The sequence below is a fragment of the Streptomyces sp. NPDC001927 genome, assembly GCF_053594455.1.
Map to the genome: position 1 here is coordinate 273226 of NZ_JBSFEN010000006.1, position 20715 is coordinate 293940.

General features: G+C 70.8%; 20 protein-coding genes. 9 read left to right on the forward strand and 11 right to left on the reverse strand.

Annotation, left to right across the window (positions count from 1 at the left end):
* Positions 1 to 177 precede the first annotated feature (177 nt).
* The 3 genes from ACWCO8_RS18420 to ACWCO8_RS18430 all read right to left on the reverse strand — a co-directional run bounded on the left by ACWCO8_RS18420 (position 178) and on the right by ACWCO8_RS18430 (position 2374).
* Positions 178 to 1323 (reverse strand): RNA polymerase sigma factor, encoded by a 1146-nt coding sequence (locus ACWCO8_RS18420; protein WP_451033331.1) that lies wholly within the window; start codon positions 1321 to 1323, stop codon positions 178 to 180.
* 8 nt (positions 1324 to 1331) lie between these two features.
* Positions 1332 to 1739, reverse strand: coding sequence for a YciI family protein (locus ACWCO8_RS18425; protein ID WP_362008713.1), 408 nt, complete (start codon positions 1737 to 1739; stop codon positions 1332 to 1334).
* A 173-nt stretch (positions 1740 to 1912) separates the two neighbouring features.
* Positions 1913 to 2374, reverse strand: coding sequence for a hydrolase (locus tag ACWCO8_RS18430; protein ID WP_451033086.1), 462 nt, complete (start codon positions 2372 to 2374; stop codon positions 1913 to 1915).
* Positions 2375 to 2447: 73 nt separating this feature from the next.
* On the opposite strand from ACWCO8_RS18430, the gene ACWCO8_RS18435 reads away from it, so the two are divergent.
* Positions 2448 to 3188, forward strand: a complete 741-nt coding sequence (locus tag ACWCO8_RS18435) for a VOC family protein (RefSeq protein ID WP_451033087.1) — start codon at positions 2448 to 2450, stop codon at positions 3186 to 3188.
* A gap of 139 nt (positions 3189 to 3327) precedes the next feature.
* Positions 3328 to 4704: a glycerophosphodiester phosphodiesterase gene (locus tag ACWCO8_RS18440; RefSeq protein ID WP_451033088.1), complete on the forward strand. Its 1377-nt coding sequence runs from the start codon at positions 3328 to 3330 to the stop codon at positions 4702 to 4704.
* Positions 4705 to 4735: 31 nt separating this feature from the next.
* On the opposite strand, the gene ACWCO8_RS18445 is transcribed toward ACWCO8_RS18440, so the two are convergent.
* Both ACWCO8_RS18445 and ACWCO8_RS18450 read right to left on the reverse strand, forming a co-directional pair.
* Positions 4736 to 5188 (reverse strand): MarR family transcriptional regulator, encoded by a 453-nt coding sequence (locus ACWCO8_RS18445; protein WP_451033089.1) that lies wholly within the window; start codon positions 5186 to 5188, stop codon positions 4736 to 4738.
* The gene (locus ACWCO8_RS18450; RefSeq protein WP_451033090.1) at positions 5185 to 5679 is read right to left on the reverse strand and encodes a MarR family winged helix-turn-helix transcriptional regulator; all 495 of its coding nucleotides are present in this window, start codon (positions 5677 to 5679) and stop codon (positions 5185 to 5187) included. The genes ACWCO8_RS18445 and ACWCO8_RS18450 overlap by 4 nt, the downstream gene beginning before the upstream one ends.
* A gap of 159 nt (positions 5680 to 5838) precedes the next feature.
* On the opposite strand from ACWCO8_RS18450, the gene ACWCO8_RS18455 reads away from it, so the two are divergent.
* From ACWCO8_RS18455 to argG, 3 genes are read left to right on the forward strand one after another with little or no spacing between them, the layout of a single operon-like run.
* Positions 5839 to 7161, forward strand: coding sequence for a diacylglycerol kinase family protein (locus ACWCO8_RS18455; RefSeq protein ID WP_451033091.1), 1323 nt, complete (start codon positions 5839 to 5841; stop codon positions 7159 to 7161).
* On the forward strand, positions 7158 to 7745 hold the full coding sequence (locus ACWCO8_RS18460; protein WP_451033092.1) for a phosphatase PAP2 family protein: 588 nt from the start codon (positions 7158 to 7160) through the stop codon (positions 7743 to 7745). Before ACWCO8_RS18455 ends, ACWCO8_RS18460 begins: the two co-directional genes overlap by 4 nt.
* Before the next feature lie 51 nt (positions 7746 to 7796).
* Positions 7797 to 9242, forward strand: coding sequence for an argininosuccinate synthase (gene argG / locus ACWCO8_RS18465; protein ID WP_451033093.1), 1446 nt, complete (start codon positions 7797 to 7799; stop codon positions 9240 to 9242).
* 114 nt (positions 9243 to 9356) lie between these two features.
* Here argG and ACWCO8_RS18470 read toward each other — a convergent pair whose 3' ends face one another.
* The 3 genes from ACWCO8_RS18470 to ACWCO8_RS18480 all read right to left on the reverse strand — a co-directional run bounded on the left by ACWCO8_RS18470 (position 9357) and on the right by ACWCO8_RS18480 (position 11340).
* Positions 9357 to 9779, reverse strand: coding sequence for a DUF6114 domain-containing protein (locus ACWCO8_RS18470; RefSeq protein WP_451033094.1), 423 nt, complete (start codon positions 9777 to 9779; stop codon positions 9357 to 9359).
* 2 nt (positions 9780 to 9781) lie between these two features.
* Positions 9782 to 10444, reverse strand: coding sequence for a DUF6230 family protein (locus ACWCO8_RS18475; RefSeq protein WP_451033095.1), 663 nt, complete (start codon positions 10442 to 10444; stop codon positions 9782 to 9784).
* Between the two features lie 224 nt (positions 10445 to 10668).
* Positions 10669 to 11340, reverse strand: a complete 672-nt coding sequence (locus ACWCO8_RS18480; protein WP_362008737.1) for a TetR/AcrR family transcriptional regulator — start codon at positions 11338 to 11340, stop codon at positions 10669 to 10671.
* Between the two features lie 343 nt (positions 11341 to 11683).
* On the opposite strand from ACWCO8_RS18480, the gene ACWCO8_RS18485 reads away from it, so the two are divergent.
* Positions 11684 to 12346 (forward strand): Tat pathway signal sequence domain protein, encoded by a 663-nt coding sequence (locus ACWCO8_RS18485; RefSeq protein ID WP_451033096.1) that lies wholly within the window; start codon positions 11684 to 11686, stop codon positions 12344 to 12346.
* Positions 12347 to 12430: 84 nt separating this feature from the next.
* Here the strand turns inward: ACWCO8_RS18485 and ACWCO8_RS18490 are convergent, their stop codons facing one another.
* Together ACWCO8_RS18490 and ACWCO8_RS18495 are read right to left on the reverse strand one after the other, a co-directional pair.
* On the reverse strand, positions 12431 to 13219 hold the full coding sequence (locus tag ACWCO8_RS18490) for a hypothetical protein (protein ID WP_451033097.1): 789 nt from the start codon (positions 13217 to 13219) through the stop codon (positions 12431 to 12433).
* A gap of 67 nt (positions 13220 to 13286) precedes the next feature.
* Entirely contained in the window at positions 13287 to 13583 is a 297-nt protein-coding gene (locus ACWCO8_RS18495) for a hypothetical protein (RefSeq protein WP_451033098.1), read from the reverse strand.
* A gap of 203 nt (positions 13584 to 13786) precedes the next feature.
* Between ACWCO8_RS18495 and ACWCO8_RS18500 the strand changes: the two genes are divergently transcribed.
* Positions 13787 to 14080 (forward strand): hypothetical protein, encoded by a 294-nt coding sequence (locus ACWCO8_RS18500; protein WP_451033099.1) that lies wholly within the window; start codon positions 13787 to 13789, stop codon positions 14078 to 14080.
* A gap of 246 nt (positions 14081 to 14326) precedes the next feature.
* Here ACWCO8_RS18500 and ACWCO8_RS18505 read toward each other — a convergent pair whose 3' ends face one another.
* A complete protein-coding gene (locus ACWCO8_RS18505; RefSeq protein ID WP_451033100.1) occupies positions 14327 to 16252 on the reverse strand; it encodes a ricin-type beta-trefoil lectin domain protein in 1926 nt (641 codons plus the stop codon).
* Positions 16253 to 16516: 264 nt separating this feature from the next.
* Between ACWCO8_RS18505 and ACWCO8_RS18510 the strand changes: the two genes are divergently transcribed.
* Positions 16517 to 17506: a LacI family DNA-binding transcriptional regulator gene (locus ACWCO8_RS18510; protein ID WP_451033101.1), complete on the forward strand. Its 990-nt coding sequence runs from the start codon at positions 16517 to 16519 to the stop codon at positions 17504 to 17506.
* 121 nt (positions 17507 to 17627) lie between these two features.
* Positions 17628 to 20714, forward strand: coding sequence for a glycoside hydrolase family 3 N-terminal domain-containing protein (locus ACWCO8_RS18515; protein ID WP_451033102.1), 3087 nt, complete (start codon positions 17628 to 17630; stop codon positions 20712 to 20714).
* Position 20715: the final 1 nt, after the last annotated feature.

Genomic DNA, 20715 nt, shown 5'->3' on the forward strand with positions numbered 1-20715 from the left:
CAGGAGATCGCCCGATCGCCCGGGTTCAGGTCGGTGTAGAGACTGACGTGCGGCGTCGGGAGAGAGTTCCCGTGCCGCCTTCGGCAGGAGTCAGTGCCTGCGGTGCGATACCGCGTGCTAGGAACGACGCCCCTGCGCTCGCACCGGACGTCCCCGAGGATTTCGAGCCCGTCCCCGTCAGCGAGGTCGGCGGGCGTTGAGGCGGGCGGCCTGGCGGGTCAGGTGGTTGCGTTCGGCGAGGTTGGGGGCCTTGTGGGCCGCCTCGGCGTACAGGCGTGCCGCCGTCGCCAGGTCGCCGTCGCGTTCGTGGAGGTAGGCCGCCACCGCGGCGTGGCGGGGCAGTGAGGTGTCCAGCGCGGCGAGGGCCGCCAGGCCGGCGCGGGGTCCGTCGGCCTCGCCGACCGCGACCGCGCGGTTGAGCCGGACGATCGGGCTGTCGGTCAGCCCCGCGAGCTCGTCGTACCACTCGACGATCTGCACCCAGTCGGTCTCCTCGGCGGTGGGCGCGTCGGCGTGGAGGGCCGCGATGGCGGCCTGGGCCTGGAACTCGCCCAGCCGGTCGCGGGCGAGGGCCGCCTGGAGGATCCCGATGCCCTCGGCGATCAGCGCGGTGTCCCACCGGCCGCGGTCCTGCTCGGCGAGCGGCACCAGGCTGCCGTCGGGCGCGGTCCGGGCGGCGCGCCGGGCGTGGTGGAGCAGCATGAGGGCGAGCAGCCCGGACACCTCGGGGTGGTCGATGCGGGCCGCGAGCTGCCGGGTGAGGCGGATGGCCTCGGCGGCGAGGTCGACATCGCCGGAGTAGCCCTCGTTGAAGACGAGGTAGAGGACGCGCAGCACGGTGGCGACGTCGCCCGGCCGGTCGAAGCGCACGCCGGAGACGGTGCGCTTGGCCCGGCTGATGCGCTGCGCCATCGTCGCCTCGGGCACCAGGTAGGCCTCGGCGATCTGGCGCGTGGTCAGCCCACCCACGGCACGCAGGGTGAGCGCGACCGCCGATGCCGGGGTGAGTGAGGGGTGGGCGCAGAGGAAGTACAGCTGGAGGGTGTCGTCCATCGTGGGCGCCGGACCTGGCTGCGGCTCCTCCTCGACGCGGTCCTCACGCCGGCGGCGGGCCGCGTCGGCGCGGGTCGCGTCGAGGAACTTGCGCCAGGCCACGGTGACCAGCCAGCCCTTCGCATCGCGCGGAGGGTCGGCCGGCCAGACGCGGAGCGCCTCGATGAGAGCGTCCTGTACGGCGTCCTCGGCCGCCGCGAAGTCTGCTCCGCGGCGGACGAGGACGGTGAGCACGCTCGGTGTGAGGCTTCTGAGCAGGGCCTCGTCCATCGGGGACGTCACTCGGTGATGGTCGGCGGCTCGGAGAAGAACGGGCGCACCTCCAGCCATTCGTGGATCGGCTTGCCGCCCGCGCCGGGGGCGGCCGACAGCTCTCCGGCCAGTTCGACGGCGCGCTCGTAGCTGTCGACGTCGATGATCATCCAGCCGGCGATGAGGTCCTTGGTCTCGGCGAACGGTCCGTCGGTGACCGGCGGGCGCCCCTCCCCGTCATACCGGACCCACGCTCCTTCGGGGGCGAGCGCCTGACCGTCGACGTACTCGCCCGTCTTCTCCAGCCGGGTCGCGAAGTCGCTCATGTACTGCACGTGCGCCGAGATCTCCTCCGGGGTCCACTGGTCCATCGGCACGTCGTTGACCGCCGCCGGGGCGCCGCGGTAGTGCTTCAGCAGCAGGTACTTCGCCATCGTGGTTCTCCTTGGTGCTCGTGCGACCCATTGTGGTCGCGTTCACCCCGGGGACGGAGCCGGACGCGGGTTCTCGACATCAGCGTCCGATCTTTTTTCTTGAGCTCTCGTGGATGAGTCCGGGTGAGGCGTGTTGTCGTCCGTGGAGGAGAGCCGGGCGGCGTTCCCCGGGCCTACCGTGTCCGACTCACTTCGGCGACGGTCGAGCGTCCGGGCTCGCGGATGGCTCTCTTCGCTCCGATCAGGACGCGGTAGCGCTGCCGTGCCGCGAAGTCGGTCAGCCTCCAGACGGCTGGGCGTCCCACTTCCGCGCTGAGGTGGAGGACGGCATCCGGGCCGACGAAGACGCCGACGTGTGCGCCGTAGGGATCCTCTGTCGGATTGAACAGGAGCAGGTCGAGCGGTTCGGCGGTCGGAGTGTGGACCGTGGCTGTGGTGTCGTCCCACAGGTCGCTGGAGCGCAGGGGTGGCAGGGTCAGGCCGAAGTGCCTGAGCACCTCGTAGGCGAACACCTGGCAGTTGGCGCCCGCCTCGAGGCCGGGCCTCTTGGTCACCGCCGCCGATCCCGGGAAGCGGGAACCGACGTGCGGGACGGTCCAGAAGGCTGCCGGCAGGCGGGAGAGGAGCGGTTCCATGTCTCCATCATGGTCTCTGCCTGGCGGTTGACTGTGCGGGTGTCGTTGCGAGCGGGTGCATAGGATCGTCGGTATGGCGCTGCGACCTGTTCACGTGAACATCAAGGCTCTTGACGGCTCGGCGATCGGCCGGTTCTGGGCGTCGGCGCTCGGCTGGTACGCCTACAGCGCTGGTGCGACCACCTACGTCGGGCCCGCCGGCGGTCTCGTCTGGCCGGACCCGGTGCATGTCTGCATCGACGTCGTTCCCGTTCCGGAGCCCAAGACAGCGACGAAGAACCGGGTCCACCTCGATCTCGCCACCACCTCTACGGCCCATCAGGCGGAGTTGGTCGCTCGCCTCAAGGCGCTCGGTGCCACGCCCGTCGACGTGGGCCAGGGCACCGTGCCGTGGACGGTTCTTGCCGATCCTGAGGGCAATGAGTTCTGCGTGCTGGAGCCTCGGGAGGTGTATCGGGACACCGGGCCGATCGCCGCCGTCGTGGTCGACTGTGCCGATCCGCGGGCCATGGGCCGGTTCTGGGGTGAGGCTCTGGACTGGGTCCTGCATGACGTCACGGACGAGCATGCCGTGATGCGGTCTGCCAAGGGGGTTGGACCGTACCTCGAGTTCCTTCGCACGCCCGACGTGAAGACCGTGCCTGACCGTGTCCATCTCGACCTCCTGCCCTACCCCGGTGACGACGCGGCAGCGGAAGTGGACCGGCTGCGGGCCCTCGGCGCCACCGACCTCGACCTCGGTCAGGGCGACGTCCCGTGGACGTGTCTGACCGACCCGGAGGGTCACGAGTTCTGCGTCCTCGCCCTGCCCTGACGCGGCAGGCCGGCGCGCGACGGGCTGAGCGCCTGCGGGTCGGCGCCTGCGGGTCGGGGCCTGTGGATCGGCGAATCCCGCCGTCGGACACGTGCGTGATGGCCGGGGGCGGCGAGGTGGAGGCCACTAGCCTCCGCGTATGCGTCGTGATCTCTTTCGTTCCGCGTTCGTCCTGGGCTCGTGCGTGGCGCTGTGCTGTCTGAGTGGTGCTCAAATCGCCGCGGCTCAGCCCTCGGATGCCGGGGTTGTCGTCCGGGAGGACTTCTCCTCCCGTGGGTTGCCCGGGCAGTGGCGGGTGGTCGGCGGGCAGTGGCGGGTGGACGGGGGGCGGCTGGTCGGCGATTCCGGGGTGGGGAGGGGGGTGGTGACGTTCGGGGGTGGTTCGGCCGATTTCCGGTTCGAGGCTCGGGCCCGTTTCGAACGGGGGGACGCGTCGAAGCGGTGGTTCGGGTTGGGGGTCGATGTGCCTGCCTCCGGGAGCCAGCCGCAGTCTGTCGGAGTAGTACGTGGCGGAAAGAGTGCGTTCTCGTTCGGGGAAGGGAGTGGTGAGGGGGCGCCTGTTCCGTTCGTGGGGGCTGCGGATGGAGAGGTTCGGGTGCGTGTCGAGGCTCGGGGGCGGCAGGCCGTCTGGTTTCTCGACGATCGGCAGGTGTTGGTGACCAGCCGGTCCCAGGCCAGTGGTGGGGTGGCACTGGCTGTGGGTGGGGGAACCGTGTCGTTCGACGATGTGCGGGTCACGCGTGTGAGCTCGTCCGCGTTCCAGCGTGTGGCCGCCGCGCCGGTGACCGTGGTGGCGCACCGGGGAGCCTCCTCCGTCGCCCCCGAGAACACGATGGTCGCGCAGGAGGTGGGGCGGCGTTCCGGGGCGGTCTTCATCGAGAACGACGTCCGGCTGAGCAGTGACCGCGTGCCCTTCCTCATGCATGACACGACCGTGGACCGGACCACGGACGGCGTGGGGAACATCTCGGCGTTGAGTGCCACGCAGCTTCGTGGGCTGGATGCGGGGTCCTGGTTCGCGCCGGCGTTCGCCGGCGCCCGAATCCCCACGCTCGCTGAGCAGTTGGCCGATCTCCGGACCCGAGGCGGCAGCCTGCTCCTGGAGACCAAGCAGGCCGACAGCATCGAGGACGTCGCGACGGTGATCGATGTCGTACGGGCGGAGAACATGACCGGGCGGGTGATGGTCCAGAGTTTCGATCCCCAGCACCTGCGGTGGGTGCGCGCGCTCGCCCCCGAGATTCCACTCGGCCTGTTGCGCGACAAACTGGACGCCGACCCCGTTGCCGTGAGCCAGGAGTTGGGTCTGGCCCTCTACATCCCCAGTGGCGCGGCCCTGGAGGCCCGGCCGGGCGTCGTGGGCGATCTGCACGCGGCAGGTCTTGGCGTGTGGGTGTGGACGGTGGACACCGCCGAGCGGTGGGGCCGGTACGACGGGTACGGCGTGGACGGGGTCATCACCAACCGGGCCGGGGAGCTCAACGGCTGGCTCAGTGGGCGGGCCGCGGGGCGATAGGTGAGGCCACGGGCCCTCCCCTGGCCGTCCGTCAAGAGCTCAGCGCCGCCAGCTCCGCGTTCGCCCGCTCCGTCACCAGCGTGAGGACGCGGCCGGCGGCCACCAGGTCCTCGGTGGGGATGCCGCCCCAGATGCGGGCGGAGATGGGCGCGGACTCCGCGCCCACGGCGGCGAGCAGTTCGCGACCCGCGTCCGTGGGGCGCAGGTGCGGGCCGTCGGTGACGAGCAGATCCTTGGCGAGCAGTTCGTCGAGTGTGGCGTGCGCGTCGGCCGGGGTGGCTTTGACCGAAGCGACGACCTGGGCGACGAGGTCCTCAGGTGTCTGTGGGGCCTCGGCCGTGACGGCGGCGCGCAGGGCGATCTGCTGCTGGAACGTGGCGCCGTGCCGGGCCAGGACGTGTTCCAGGACGCCGCGTGCGGCGTAGTGGGCCAGGCCGAGGGCGCGGGAGTCGGCTGCCGGGGTGGTCGATGCGGTGGTGGTCATGGTGTGTGCCTCTCCGTGTTCTCGTCGTTCGGTACGGGTGGAGCGAGAGGTGCGTCGAGCAGGGTCGTGAGTTCGGCGGTGAACGCGTGCGTTCTTGGGTCGTCGAGTCCGCCGAGCGGTTCCAGGAGCTGCTGGAGGAGGTCCTGGACGACCTCGATGGCCTGCCGGGTGACCGTCGTGCCGTCCTCGGTGAGGGCGAGTTGTACGGCGCGCGGGTCGCGGGGGTCGCGGGTGCGCTCGATCAGGCCGGACGTCTCCAGGGCGCGCGCCAGTTTCGATACGTACAGCGCCTCCAGGCCCGTGTGGTCGGCGAGGCGCCGCTGGCTGGGGCGCTCGCCGGTGCGCTGCATGCCGTACAGCGAGGCGACCAGGACGTACTGCGCGTGCGTGAGGCCCAGGGGAGCCATCGCGCGATCGACCGCGACGCGCCACTTGTTGGCGAGTCGCCATACCAGGAAGCCGGGCGTGGGGCCCTGTGAAGCCTTGCTCATGACTCATACAGTACATGGCTATTATCGCCATGGCTACTAAATCTGTCGGAGCCCGCTCACCCGGACGGGTGCCTCCCGGGCGCCGTGCCGGCGTCCCTGTGGGAAGGGTGGCGGGACGACCCTGCGCATAAAGGCCGGACGGCCGGTTAGGCGAGGAGTATGGCGACAGACCTGAGCGACGAGCGAGCGGATGCACGGTCCCGACTGTGGGCGCGGGGGGCCGTGCTGGCGGTGGCGGCTGCCGTCGCCGTGCTGTTGGTGGCCGTCGGCGGGGGTGGGGCGCTCGTTGTCCTCAGTGGGTTCCTGGCGCTCGTCGTGTCCGCCGCGGGTGTCTGGTGGATGGTGGCTCGGCGCGGGCCGCTGCGGTGGCTCGGAGCGATCCTCATGGTCGGCGCGCCCGTCGGCCTGCTCGTCCTCTACGTGCACAGTGGGCTCTGGGTGATCGCTCTCGTCGCCCTGGCGCTCTGGGTGGTGGCCCTGGGGTGTGGGCGGATGGCCCTGCGGCCGTCGCATCAGAGGCATGTCATGCGGGCCGTCCCTCGGCCCGCTCCCCGCCGTCCCGTGATCCTCATGAACCCGAACTCCGGCGGCGGCAAGGTCGGCCGCTTCGAGCTCGTCGAGCGGGCCGAGCGGCTCGGCGCGCGCGTGATCGTTCTCGAGCCGTCCGGCGGCGACAAGGTGCCCGACCTGGCTCGGCGGGCCGTCTCCGAGGGGGCCGACCTGCTGGGCGTCGCGGGCGGCGACGGTACGCAGGCGGAGGTCGCGGCGGTCGCCGCCGAGCACGATCTGCCGTTCCTGGTGGTGCCCGCCGGCACCCGGAACCATCTCGCCATGGACCTGGGGCTCGACCGCGACGATCCCTCGCTCAGCCTTGACGCCCTCACCGACGGCGAGGAGCTGCGGGTCGACCTCGGGGACGTCAACGGGCGGGCGTTCGTCAACACCGTGTCGTTCGGGGTGTACGCGCAGGTCGTGCAGCGGCCCGAATACCGCGACGCGAAGGCCGAGACGGCGCTCGACGCCATGCCCGACCTCCTCCACGAGACCGGGCCACGCCTCGATGCCACCGCCGACGGCACCGCCCTGCCGTCCCAGCAGGCGATCCTCGTCAGCAACAACCCCTACACGCGGCCCGACCCGTTCAACGGCCGCCGCCCCCGCCTCGACCAGGGCGAGCTCGGCGTCATCGGCATCCGCGTCGAGGGCGCGGCCGGGGCCGCCGACATCGCGCTGCGCGGCTCGCAGTCCGACAGCCTGAACGTCCTGACCGCGCACCGGGTCGAGGTGACCGGCGGCGGCGACACCGTGCCGGTCGCCGTCGACGGCGAGGCGCTGACCCTGCCGACCCCCGTGACCTGCACCATCCGCCCGCACGCGCTGCGCGTGCGCGTACCGCGCGACCGGCCCGGGGCGCCGCCCGTCGCCCCCGCAGTCAACTGGCGACGCATCTTCACACTGGCCTTCCGAGGGAGGGGCGCATGACCAGCAGTCCGCACGAAGAGGAGGAGACGCCGGGTGGGATCGGCGCCGTACTGAGCGATCTCCGGGCGGTCGACGGTGCCCTGTACGCCGCCGTCGCCGCGACGCCCACGCCCACGCTCGACAGGGGGCTGCGGAGGCTGTCCCACGCGGCCGACCATTCCAAGATTTCCTTCGCGGTCGCCGCCGCGCTCGCCGTCTCCCCCGGCCGGCCCCGGCGCGCCGCAGTCCTGGGCGTCGGCGCGGTCGCGGTGGCCTCGGCCTGCGCGAACCTCCTCGGCAAGCGTCTCGTACGCCGCGCCAGGCCGGACCGGGAAGCGGCGCGGGTGATCGTGGACCGCCATGTCCGCATGCCCACCTCCGCCTCCTTCCCCTCCGGGCACACGGCCTCGGCCGTCGCCTTCGCCACCGCCGTCGGCGCCGTCCTGCCCCCGGCCGCCCTGCCGCTCACGGCGCTGGCCTGCGCGGTCGGGTACTCCCGTATCCACACCGGCGTCCACTATCCGGGCGACGTGCTGGCCGGAGCCGTCCTGGGAGCCACCTCCGCCACCGCCGTCCTCACCCTGGCCGGAGTGAGGGCCGAATGATCGTCGCGGAATCGCTTTGCATGGTCATGCGTTCTGATGCATACTCTTTCTATGTCTAAGGTCCTCACCTCCCTTCCTTCCGGCGAGCGGGTCGGAATCGCCTTCTCCGGCGGACTCGACACCTCGGTCGCGGTCGCGTGGATGCGCGACAAGGGCGCCGTCCCGTGCACGTACACCGCCGACATCGGCCAGTACGACGAGCCCGACATCGCCTCCGTGCCCGGTCGCGCCAAGACCTACGGCGCCGAGATCGCCCGGCTGGTCGACTGCCGCGCCGCGCTGGTCGAGGAGGGCCTGGCCGCGCTCACCTGCGGGGCGTTCCACATCCGCTCGGGCGGTCGCGCGTACTTCAACACCACCCCGCTCGGCCGTGCCGTCACGGGCACGCTCCTGGTGCGGGCGATGATGGAGGACGACGTCCAGATCTGGGGCGACGGATCGACGTTCAAGGGCAACGACATCGAGCGGTTCTACCGCTACGGACTGCTCGCCAACCCGCACCTGCGGATCTACAAGCCCTGGCTCGACGCGGACTTCGTGACCGAGCTCGGTGGCCGTACCGAGATGTCCGAGTGGCTGCTCGCCCACGGCCTCCCCTACCGGGACAGCACCGAGAAGGCGTACTCCACCGACGCCAACATCTGGGGCGCCACCCACGAGGCGAAGATCCTGGAGCACCTCGACACCGGCGTGGAGACCGTGCAGCCGATCATGGGCGTGCGGTTCTGGGACCCGTCGGTCGAAATCGCGACCGAGGACGTGACGATCGGCTTCGACCAGGGCCGACCGGTGACGATCAACGGCAAGGAGTTCTCCTCCCCCGTCTCCCTCGTGATGGAGGCGAACGACATCGGCGGACGCCACGGCATGGGCATGTCCGACCAGATCGAGAACCGGATCATCGAGGCGAAGAGCCGCGGGATCTACGAGGCGCCCGGCATGGCGCTGCTGCACGCGGCGTACGAGCGCCTGGTCAACGCCATCCACAACGAGGACACCCTCGCCCAGTACCACAGCGAGGGCCGGCGCCTCGGCCGGCTGATGTACGAGGGCCGCTGGCTCGACCCGCAGGCGCTGATGATCCGCGAGTCGCTGCAGCGCTGGGTCGGCGCGGCCGTCACGGGTGAGGTGACCCTGCGGCTGCGGCGCGGCGAGGACTACTCGATCGTCGACACGACCGGTCCCGCGTTCAGCTACCACCCGGACAAGCTGTCGATGGAGCGTACCGAGGACTCCGCGTTCGGCCCGGTCGACCGGATCGGTCAGCTGACCATGCGCAACCTCGACATCGCCGACTCGCGGGCGAAGCTGGAGCAGTACGCGGGCCTCGGTCTGATCGGCACCGCCAACCCGGCGATCGGCGCCGCCCAGGCCGCCGCGACCGGACTGATCGGCACGATGCCGCAGGGCGGCGCCGAGGCGATCGCCTCGCGTGGCGAGGTCTCGGCCAACGACGAGCTGCTCGACCGCGCGGCGATGGAGTCCGGCACCGACTGATCGCCTGCCTCGACCCGCGGCGACGGAGTGCGGCACCGACTGATCGACCCACCCCGCCCCAGGGGCGCTGTCGCCGGCACCGAGAGGTGTCGGCGACAGCGCCCCTGGTCGCGTCTACGCCCGTTTCTCGCGGCGTGCGCGAGGCAGGCGCCAGCGGCGCGGTGGCTGGTCCGGGACCCAGCCGAAGGCGAGTGAGCTGCCGACGAGGCCGAGGAGCATCCCGATGAAGAACCCGCCGAGGTTCGAGGTGACCCAGGTGGCGAGCGAGGCCAGGACGGCGACGATCGAGTAGAAGAGGCGCTGGCGAGGGTTGAGGACGATCAGCGCCCCGCACACGATCATGATCACCGGGAGGACGTAGCCGGCCAGGCTGTCCGCCCCCGCCGTGAGGATGACCGTGACGCTCGCCCGTTGGGTGAGGAGGATCTCGGCACCGCCGAGCAGGACCAGCAGGCCCGGGGCGAAGGGGCGGCTGTGACGCCATCCGGCGAAGGCCCGCCAGGGGTGTCGGCCGCCGCCGGTGGCCGGCGGGGTCATGGTCAGCAGCCCTCGGACGAGAAGCTCATGTGCAGGTCGGGCAGGGTGAAGCGGGTGGCCGTGGTGGCGTAGTTCTTCTGGTACACGTCGGTGATGGTGACCGTGTCGGCCTGCTGACCGAAGGAGCCGAGCGGGCCCTTGACCGGGGGTTTGTCGAAGGTACTGGCGTCCCCGCCGATCTCGATGTTGTCGAACGCGGCGACCTTGCCGGAGATCTCGGTGGAGTCCGTGGTCAGGCCCGCGGCCTTGACGGGGGTGCCCCTGTTGCCGGCCGTGATGCGCAGATGGGTGCCGCCCAGCTCCACGCTCTGGCAGAGGTTGGTGAGTTCGGCCTGGCGGATGGCGGTGACGATGACCAGGACCTGGCCGCCGGTGTCACCGGCGTTGGGGCTGCCCTCGGGCATGGTGTCCATCCCGCCGAACTGGCCGAAGCCGGTGCCCTTGAGGGTGTCGGCCTTGACGACGAACGGCATGCCGGAGATGGCGAACTGGGCGGCGAGCGCGCCCTGGGCGGTCAGGACGACGAGGGTGCCGGCGATCGCGCACGCGGGGAGCGCCATCAGGCCGGCCCGGCGGAAGCGGACCCGGCCTCTGCGGCGGGGCTCCTCCGCCGCCGGTAAGGCGGGTAAGGACGCGGTGGGAGTGGGGTCTTCGGACAGGGCCATGAGGTGCTCCTGACAGTGATGAGTCGTGAGGAAACAGACCTGTGGCGGCGATGTCCTGGCGCGGACGGTGGTGTGTGCCGGTTTCCCCTGCCCGCCCGGGTTTTCCTCGCGTGGTCGTACGGAGGCGGCCGCGTGGCAGGGAACCGCCTGGACCGTAAACCCGTCGTTACCGCCCAGTCAACTAGTGTGCGAGAGACGGGAGTTGATCGATCAGGCGGGACGCCTCAGGGGCCGCTGAACGGGGACACCACGACGTGCACGAGGGTGTCGAGCAGGAGAGGGAGGCGGGCCGTCCGGTCCTCGTCGACCGCGCGGTGGACCGCCGCGTGGACGGCGCCGACGACGGTGTCCACCAGCTCCTCCCGCGCGACTCCCGGCGGCGCGGGCGGGGCGTGGACGAAGAACCGGCGGAAACTGGCCAGAAGTTCGGCGCGGGCGCGGCGGCCCGCGGGGCCCGCCGACTCGATCTCCACGACCATCCGGGCGAACGCGGGCGTCTGCGAGAGCAGGGCCAGCATCGTCCGAAGGCCGGCCCGCACGCCCGCCGGCCACGACGCCGCGCCGCCGGCCTCGGTGTACGCCCGTTCCATGGCCCGTACGACCATCTGCGTACCGCTCCGGTACGCGGCCAGAACCGCGTCCTCCTTGCCCGTGAACAGGGCGTAGAACACCGGGCGGGTCACTCCGGCGGCCCGGCAGATGTCGCTGATCCGGGCACCGCCGTAGCCGTGCGCTGCGACCATGCGGGCCACTCCGTCGAGCAGCCGCTCGCGCTGCCGCGAGGCCACCTGCTCCGGCGTCAGCCGACGGGGGCCGGGGCGCAGGGAACGCTCCGGGTCGCGGCCCGTGCGGGCGCCGGGCAGCGCCTGCCACTCCTCGGTCGGACGAGCACCCATCACCGGCCACATCCCCCCGGGGCTGTTGACGTCACATACTCGACAGGTTTACAACCCTGATGGGTTTTCCTCTCGTGTGTGCGGCGACCGGCGGCGGGCTCGGACATCGCACCCGCGCACCACACCACCGCACCGCCGCGCACCACGCACCGCACGGCCACGCACCGCACACACGCGGCAACACCGCACTGCTCATCGTGTATCACGCTCTCGTCGCGTCCCGCGACACCGCTGGACCGATCCGTGGCGCCGGATCGGTCCGCCCCAGGATCCCCCCTTCGCTTTGCCCTGCTCTTCGAGCCTCTTCGAGCACCCCCACCCTGGGACGAAAGGAACCCCCACCATGAACAAGCGAGCCTTCTTAGTCTCCGCCGGAGCCGCCCTCGCCGCCGTCCTGGCCGTCACCCACCCGGCCATCGCCACCGGCGCCGCGGGCAACGTCCTGACGACCGGCAGCTCGAGCGGCCCGGCCGTCGCGGTCGGCGACGTCCTCGTCGCCTCGCTCGCCTCCGGCGGTACGGCGAAGATCGCCACGACGTCCGGTGGCAGCAGCGGCATCACGTGCAACTCCTCGGCGTTCAACGCAACCGTCACCGCCAACCCGGCCACACCGGGCACCGCGACCGAGACGCTCAACTCGCACACGCTGAGCAGCTGTACGACCAACATCCCGGGATCGACCGGGGTGCAGAGCATCACGGTCAACAACCTCCCGTACACGACGGCCGTCACGTCCGGCGGCTCGCTGACCGTGACCGCCGGGAGCGCCGGCCCGATCCAGACCACGCTGAAGATCAACACCATTCTGGGCCTGACGACCTGCGTCTACCGCGCGACCGGACTGACGGCGACCCCGTCCAACACCGACAACTCGCTGGCTTTCGCCAACCAGCAGTTCACCAAGGCCAGCGGTCCCGCGACCTGCCCCGCCAACGGCTTCTTCACGGCCAAGTACGCCCCGGTCTCGGACACGACCCAGGGCGGCGCCCCCGTCTTCGTCAACTGACCGACCCGAGGCCGGCGTCTGCCGCGCACGTCAGCACGTCCGTCCGGGAGCGCCCGTCATGCGCTCCCGGACGGTTCCGGCGGCTCAGGACCGGCTCGGAGAGCCGAGGTAGGACCGGGCGCGTGCCGCCTGGGCGTGGTCGCCCAGGAGTTCCAGGGCGTCTCCGATGCGTCGGAGAGGCTCCCGGGCCGGGCCCGCCTCGTCCAGCATGCGGATGAGGGCGATACGGGCGTGCTCGACGTGACCCTGACGGCGGGCGACTTCGATCCAGGTGAACGGGCTCTCCGGCGGCGGGCCGTCGAGCTCCTCCTCGGCGACGAGGTCGCGCAGGTTCGGCCGGTAGGTCTCCTCCAACTGGTAAGCCCGCAGTTCCCGGGAGTTGAGCAGGACGTAGTGCGGATCGGTGCGCCGGGTGGCCGACTCCGAGAGGGCCAGGAGTTCGGCCAGCGGACGGTCAGGCAGGCCGAGGCCCTTGATCAGCGCCGCCCGCTGGGCGTCGAGCTCGGGGGCGAACTCCTCTCGGGCTTCGTCGTCCCCTTCCCGTACGGCGGTGAGGAGAGCCTCCTCGTCCATGCCCGGCTCGATGTCCTCGCACCACGCCGGCAGCCGTACGAGGATCTCCAGCGCCCCGCTCACGGAGTCGGCGAGGAGCGAGGCGTACCCGTCGGAGGTCGCGTGGAGCACGGCCGTACCTCCGCAGAGGAAGTACGTGCCGCCGGTGTCGTCGCCGGCGATCGCCTCCAACGACGCGCCGGACGCCAGGTGGACCTCCTCCACGTGGTACGCCCGGCCGATGTCGAAGTTGAAGGGGAACTCGGCCAGCGCGGCGAGTTCGGGGCGGCTCCGGAGGAGCTCCAGTACGCGGTCGGTCATGCGTACGCACCCTAGCGAGCTCGTGCATCGCTGGCGGTGCCACGCCGGACGAGTTCGTCAGGCGGGTTCACATCTCGGGCCAGGGGTCACATTCCAGGACGCATTCGCCGTGCCACCATCCGCAGCAATCGCCTCCACGGGTGACGGATCGGTCGACGTACTCCGTGACGATGCGGCCGTCTTCGATGCGGGACACGCCTACTTGCTTCCTGAAGTCGACCTTCAGAACATCGAGTTCCATCGTCATGCATTTGACCGCGTACTTGTCGGCGGCTTCGGGGTACTGGGCGAACAGCTTGTTGAGCGCGTCGAAGAACTCTGGGTCGCTCTGCGGCCCACAGCCAGCTTTGGCGTTCATGGTCATGCTCCGAGGCGTTGAGTGCTCTGAATCCCCCAGGCGAGTGCGTTGAACCCTTCAGCTGTTATCGTCTCGCGGGCTTCACACTGGTGCCACTCGGGCCGATCAAGCGCGGGCAGCTTGCGGCGGATGGCGACGCGGCTGCCGCCGGAGTAGGCCAGGCGGGGCATGCTCCGTGTCGGCCTGGGCGCCCAGCAGGTTGACGGTGCATGACGAAGTTCGATGAGCATCTGCCGCCGCTTCACGATGCGCCCGTCGATGACCTGGAGGCGCACTTCTGGGGCTTGCTGGACGGGCCTTCGGGTCCACCTGTGGCGGTGGGTTCGAGTCAGCTTCGGGCGGCGATTCTCGGGCTGAGGATCGTGGCTGCTGGGGACGGGACGTGCGGTGAGGCTTGCCTGCAGCTGGCGAACACTTTCAACCGGTTGCTGCCGAAGGCGCCGGTAGAGGACTCGCCATGGTTCTCGGCCACGCTGCTGGTGCCGGAAACGTACCAGCCCTGACGAACTCGTGCACGGTCAGCAGCGAGTCGTCCAGCCCCCGGATCACTGGTCTGTTGGCTGGTGTGATTGCTGAACTCGTCGTCGAGGTGGGCCCGTTATGGCAGGCGCGTCACCAGGCCAAGCTGTCCTCTCGGCCGCGGCAGCGGGCTGCGGGAGCCAGCGCGAAGCACCGGCGACCGCCCTTATCCATCGGAACGCACTGACGGGACAGCCCTTGGGCCACGCGCCCGCGAAGCCCGGGCGGGCCTAGATGACGGTCGGGCGCCATTTCTGGTTGGCGGCTCCCGTGCAGGACCAGATCTGGGCGCGGGTGCCGTTCGTGGAGACGTTGTCCGTGGCGTCCAGGCACTTGTTGGCGGCGACGTTCACGAGGTCGGCCGAGGAGGGCTCGTGGCGCCAGTTTTGGGCGCCTGTGCCGTTGCAGGTGTAGAGCTGGACCTTGGCGCCGTCGGCCGTCGAACCGCCGGTCACGTCCAGGCACTTGCCGAGGGCGCGGACCGTGCCGTCGGGGTGGAGGGTCCAGTTCTGGGCCGCCGAGCCGTTGCACTGGTAGAGCTGGACCGGCGTACCGTCCGCGGCGGATCCGCCCGCGACGTCGAGGCAGGCTCCGCCGAGGCCGACCAGGGACTGGGTGGCGGACTGGGTGCCCGCCCAGGTGAAGGTGGCGGAGGTCTTGCCGGGGAGCGTGTACGTGTAGTGGCTCGCGCCCCAGTTCACGGTCATCTGCCGCGCGGTCGTCGAGTCGTTGTAGGCGATGAGCGCCTTCGAGCCGTCGGGGTTGCGCCAGGCGACGTTGGGGACGTCGGTGGTTGCCGTGGAGGCGATGCGGTGGGCGCCGGGCCGGACGAACTTCGTCAGGTGGCCCATGGTGTAGTACTCGATCGTGTAGTCGACCTGGCCGTGCCGGGAGTCGCCGTTGTGGACGGTGATCAGGCCGTCGCAGACACCGCAGCCGCCGTTGTGCGGGCCCCGGTTCTGGTCGACCGCGAGGGACCACTTGGTGACCGACTTCGCCCAGTTCCGGGTGTAGTCGATGATGTTCATCATGTCCTCGCGCTGCTGATTCCCGATCCAGGTGCCGCCCGAGTGCTCGGTCTGGAAGGCGTTCAGCTGCGGGTAGCGGTCGTGGATCTCGGTCTGCTTGGCAACGTTGCCGCCGTAGCCGTGCCAGGCGATTCCGCCGAAGTTGGGGTGGCTGCGCACGGCGGCGTCGTCGATCGTCTGCGCGGCGTAGGCGTCGTACGTGTCCCAGTTCCAGTCGTGCGCCAGGACCTTGGTGGACAGGCCGGCGGACTGGAGCCCCGGCAGCAGCTCGCTCTTGGTGAAGTAGGCGAGCCCGGAGGCGTTCCAGCTCATCGACGGATAGCCGGAGCAGCAGGTCGGTTCGTTCTGCGCGGTGACGTAGTCGACCGGGACGCCCTGGTCGCGCCAGCCCTGGAGGTACTTGACGAAGTAGTCGGCGTAGGTGCCGTAGTGCTCGGCCTTCAGCCAGCCGCCGTTTAGCTGACCGCTGTCCTTCATCCAGGCGGGCGCGGTCCAGGGTGAGGCGACGACGGTGAGGGCCGGGTTGAGTTGCTTGGCCTGCTTGGTGAGCGGCAGGACGTCCTGGAGGTCGTGGGCGAGGGAGAACCGCGCGAGGGTGGGGTCGGTCTGACCGGCCGGCAGGTCGTTGTACGTGTAGCCGAAGCGGGCCAGGTCCGAGCCGCCCATGGGGTTGCGGACGAAGGACAGGCCGATGCCGTCGGTCGGCGAGAAGAGCTTGCGCATCGTCGCGTCCCGGGTCGCCTGGGACAGGGCTCCGGAGCCCTTCATCAGCCAGGCCGCGGTGTCGGTGAACGAGGCGCCGCCGCCGGAGAAGGTCTGGTAGCGGGTGTTCTCGTCGACGGTGAGGGTGGTGCCCGCGCCGCCGTTGCCGCTCTGGAAGGTGATCGGTGTCTGTTGCTGGAGGCCGCGGGTGACATGGCGGCCGCCCGCGTCGTCGGTGGTGGTCAGCCAAACGTTCACCTGCTCCCCCGCGGCGTGCGCGGTGCCGGCGGAGAGGCCGGTGATTCCGGCCAGGCCCGTCAGGCCCGACGCGGCGAGCGCGCCGGCGAGGAGGGTTCTCAGGACACGGTTGTGGGGGCGTATTCGGTGGCGGCGGCTGTGCGTGCGGCTGTGCGTCGAACGGAGCATGTGGGTGCCCTTCTCGGCGGTGGGGGTGTGGCCGCGGGTCCGGTGTCGAGTACCGGGCCGGTCGCGTCGAGAGTGAACTGGGCATCGGGTCGCCCGTCAAGGTGTCGCGCATTCACGTCCTGAACTCATGAGCCGAGTTGAGACGTTCACCGCGTGAACTCTTGACGGTTGAGCGGGGTGGCGGTTGACTCGCCGCACCGTGCCGGAACCGGTTCCGGAAGCGGTACCGACACCGATGTCAGTCCCCTCGACGCGGAGGCCCCGATGCGTGTCACGATCGCCGACGTCGCACGTCAGGCGGGTGTCAGCAAGACGACGGTCTCCCGGGTCCTGAACACCGGGGCGGAGGTGGACTCGGCGACCGCCGCCCGCGTTCGTGAAGTGATCGATGTACTGGGCTATGTCCCCAGCTCAGGGGCTGTCGGTCTGGCGCGCGGCTCCAGCCGGACGATCGGCATGCTGACGCCCTCCCTCACCTGGCCGTGGATGGGCGAGGTCCTCCAGGGCGTCGTCGACACCGTCGAGGCGGCCGGCTACGGGCTGCTGCTCTTCACGTGCAACCGGGGTGCCGACTCCGTCCGGCACTTCGCCGGTCAGGTGTCCGCCCGGGCCTTCGACGGGCTCCTCGTCGTCGAACCGGAGAACACCCTCGACACGATCGCGGCGATGCATCGGCGCGGCCTGCCCGTCGTGCTCATCGACGACCGGGGCCTCCAGCCGGCGTTCCCCTCGGTCGCCACCACCAATCGCGCCGGCGGCGAGGCCGCCGCACGCCATCTACTCGCCTCCGGCCGCATCCGGCCGCTTGTCGTCACCGGGCGGCGGGACTTCGGCTGCGTACGGGAACGGCTCGAAGGGTTCCGCGAGATCCTGCCGACCGAGCTGGTCGTCGAGGGCGAGTTCACGGAGGAGACCGGACGCTCCGCCGTGCGGCGGGCCCTCGCCGAAGGCCGGGACTTCGACGGCGTCTTCGCGCACAACGACCTCATCGCGGCCGGTGCGCTGCGCGCACTGCGCGAGGCCGGCCGGAGCGTACCGGACGACGTGGCCGTCGTCGGCTTCGACGACATTCCCATGGCACGGCACACCGAACCGCCGCTGACCACCATCCGCCAGCCCATGCGCCGCATGGGCGAGACCGCCGCGCGGATGCTCCTCGCCGGGCTCGGCGGCGAACCGATCCCGCGTGAACCGGTGGTCCTGCCCACCGAACTCGTCGTACGGCGCTCCGCACCCGGCCGCCAGTCCCCCTAGACCCGTACCTCCGTACCTCTGTCGCTCCCGTCCCGGCCAACCCTGCCCTGCCGCGCGCCGCGGTCCCCCGCACGCCGTCCCCCGTACCCGTACGTCCCTCTGTCCCGTACAAGGAGCCGCAATGCCACGAACTACGGCGGTGATCGCCGTCACCGCTCTGCTCGGCACCCTCCTCGCCGGAGCGACCCTGCCGAGCGCCGCAGCCGACGAGTCCGCGAGCGCGCCCGCGCCGGTGGCCGTCGACCGGTTCGAAGGGGAGATCCCCTTCGCCGGACCGCCCGCGGAGGGCATCTTCACGTGGGGCAGTGACGCGGACGACCCGCCGAAGCTGCGGATCGCCGAGCGTGCCGACGCTCCCGAGGGCGCGAAGGTCCTCGAAGGCGACTACGACATCAGCGGCTGGGGCGGGTTCAGCCACGACTTCGCGTTCGACAAGCCCGCCCACGACTGGACCGCGTACAAGGGCATCCGCTTCTGGTGGTACGGGCAGAACACCGCTCCCCTGCCGCCCGGTTCGGGCAAGCGCGTCAACTTCGAGCTCAAGGACGGCGGGGCGAACGGCGAGGCGTCCGAGCTGTGGACCATGTCGTTCACGGACGACTGGGAGGGCTGGCACCTCGTCGAGATCCCGTTCTCGGAGTTCCAGTACCGCGCCGACTACCAGCCGGTCGGCGGCATCGACCAGATCCTCGGTCTGAACGAGATGTGGGGGTACGCCCTCACGCTGCCGCCAGGCTCGCCCGGCGCCTTCGCGATGGACGGCGTCGAGCTGTACGGGACGGCCGAGCCGGCCCTGAACACCAAGGTCGTCACCGGTGCCGCCGTGCACCCGGTCGACGAGGGCGGCACCGCCGAGGTGAAGGTGTCCGTCGCCACGACGGGCTCGATCCCGCTCGCCGAGCCGGTGACCGTCACGTACACGACCGACGGCGGAGGCGGCAGCGCCGAGTCCGGCGCGGACTACACGCCCGTCAGCGGTTCCGTGACCTTCCCGGCCGGTACGGCCTCCGGCGCGACCCGGTCGATCGCCGTGGCGACGAAGAAGGATCGTTCGGCCGAGTCGGCCGAGACTATCCCGGTCACGCTTGGCGTCACGGGTGCCAAGGCCCCGGCGGAGCAGCCTGTGGTCGTGGTGAACGCCCATGGCCTGCCGTATCTGAACGCGAAGCTCCCGGTGAAGAAGCGGGTGGCGGATCTGCTCGGGCGGATGTCGCTCGCCGAGAAGGCCGGCCAGATGACGCAGGCCGAGCGCAACGCGCTGCGGTCGCCGGGCGACATCGCCTCCTACGACCTCGGCTCGCTGCTCTCCGGCGGCGGGTCGGTGCCCTCCCCCAACACGCCTGCCGCCTGGGCGAAGATGATCGACGGCTACCAGCTGCGCGCGCAGGCCACGCGTTTCCAGATCCCGCTGATCTACGGCGTGGACGCGGTGCACGGCCACAACAACGTCGTCGGTTCGACGATCACGCCGCACAACATCGGCATCGGCGCGGCACGTGATCCGAAGCTCGCCGAGCGGACGGGTGCCGTGACCGCGAAGGAGGTCCGGGCGACGGGCATCCCGTGGGACTTCGCGCCGTGTCTGTGCGTCACGCGCGACGAGCGCTGGGGGCGTTCCTACGAGGCGTTCGGCGAGGACCCCGCCCTGGTGACCGCGATGGAGACCGTGATCAACGGGATGCAGGGCGCGCCGGACGGCAGGGACCTGGACCGTGACGACAAGGTGCTGACCAGCGCCAAGCACTTCGTGGGCGACGGCGGTACGGAATTCGGCTCCTCGACCACCGGTTCGTACACGATCGACCAGGGCGTCACGAAGGTCACCCGGGAGGAGCTGGAGGCGGTGCATCTCGCGCCGTTCGCCGAGGCGGTGAAGCGCGGGGCGGGCACGGTCATGCCCTCGTACTCCTCGCTCGACATCCTGGGCGACGACCAGGGGCCGGTGAAGATGCACGCCCACGCGGAGATGATCAACGGTGTCCTGAAGGACCGCATGGGCTTCGAGGGCTTCGTGATCAGCGACTGGCAGGCGATCGACCAGATCCCCGGCGACTACCCGAGCGATGTACGGACGTCCGTCAACGCCGGGCTCGACATGATCATGGTGCCGACGAACTACCAGGACTTCACGCGGACCCTGAAGGACGAGGTGACGGCCGGGCGGATCGGCCAGGCGCGGATCGACGACGCGGTGGCGCGGATCCTGACGCAGAAGTTCAGGCTCGGCCTGTTCGAGCAGCCGTACGCGGACACCTCGCACCTCGCCGAGATCGGCTCCCCCGCCCACCGCGCGGTGGCGCGCGAGGCGGTCGCCAAGTCCCAGGTCCTGCTGAAGAACGAGGGCGGCCTGCTGCCGCTGACGAAGGACCGGAAGGTGTACGTCGCCGGGTCCAACGCCGACGACCTCGGCAACCAGGCGGGCGGCTGGACCATCAGCTGGCAGGGCGCGTCCGGCCGGACGACCACGGGGACGACGATTCTGGAGGGCATGCGGAAGGCGGCGCCCGACGCGGAGATCACGTACTCGAAGGACGCCTCGACGGCCACGGACGGGTACGACGTCGGTGTGGTCGTCGTCGGTGAGACTCCGTACGCGGAGGGCATCGGGGATGTGGGCAACGGCCACGACCTGGAGCTCACCGCCGCCGACAAGGCGGCCGTCGACAAGGTCTGCGCCGCGATGAAGTGCGTAGTTCTGGTCGTGTCCGGGCGCCCGCAGCTCATCGGTGACCGGCTGGGCGCGATCGACGCGCTCGTGGCGTCGTGGCTGCCGGGCACGGAGGGCGACGGGGTCGCCGACGTGCTCTACGGCTCCCGGCCGTTCACCGGGCAGCTCCCAGTGACCTGGCCGAAGTCCGAGGCGCAGCTGCCGGTCAACGTCGGGGACGCGGCCTACGATCCGCAGTTCCCGTACGGCTGGGGGCTGACCACGCTCTCCCCGGCCCCGGCCGGCGGGGAGCCCGCGCTGAAGGCCATCGGCGTCGCGGCCAAGGTCCTCCAGGCGCTCGGGCGCGGTACGTCGGCGGAGGGCAGGGAGCTGGTGGCGAGGGCCCGGGCCATCGTCCAGCAGAGGATCGGCCAGAACATCACGGAGGCGACGGCGAAGCCGTTCGCCGAGGCCGACCACCTGCTGCTGACGGGAGACCTGACGGGCGCGGTGGCGAAGCTGAGGACCGCGTACGCGGCGGCCGCGCCCAGCGCTCCGTAGC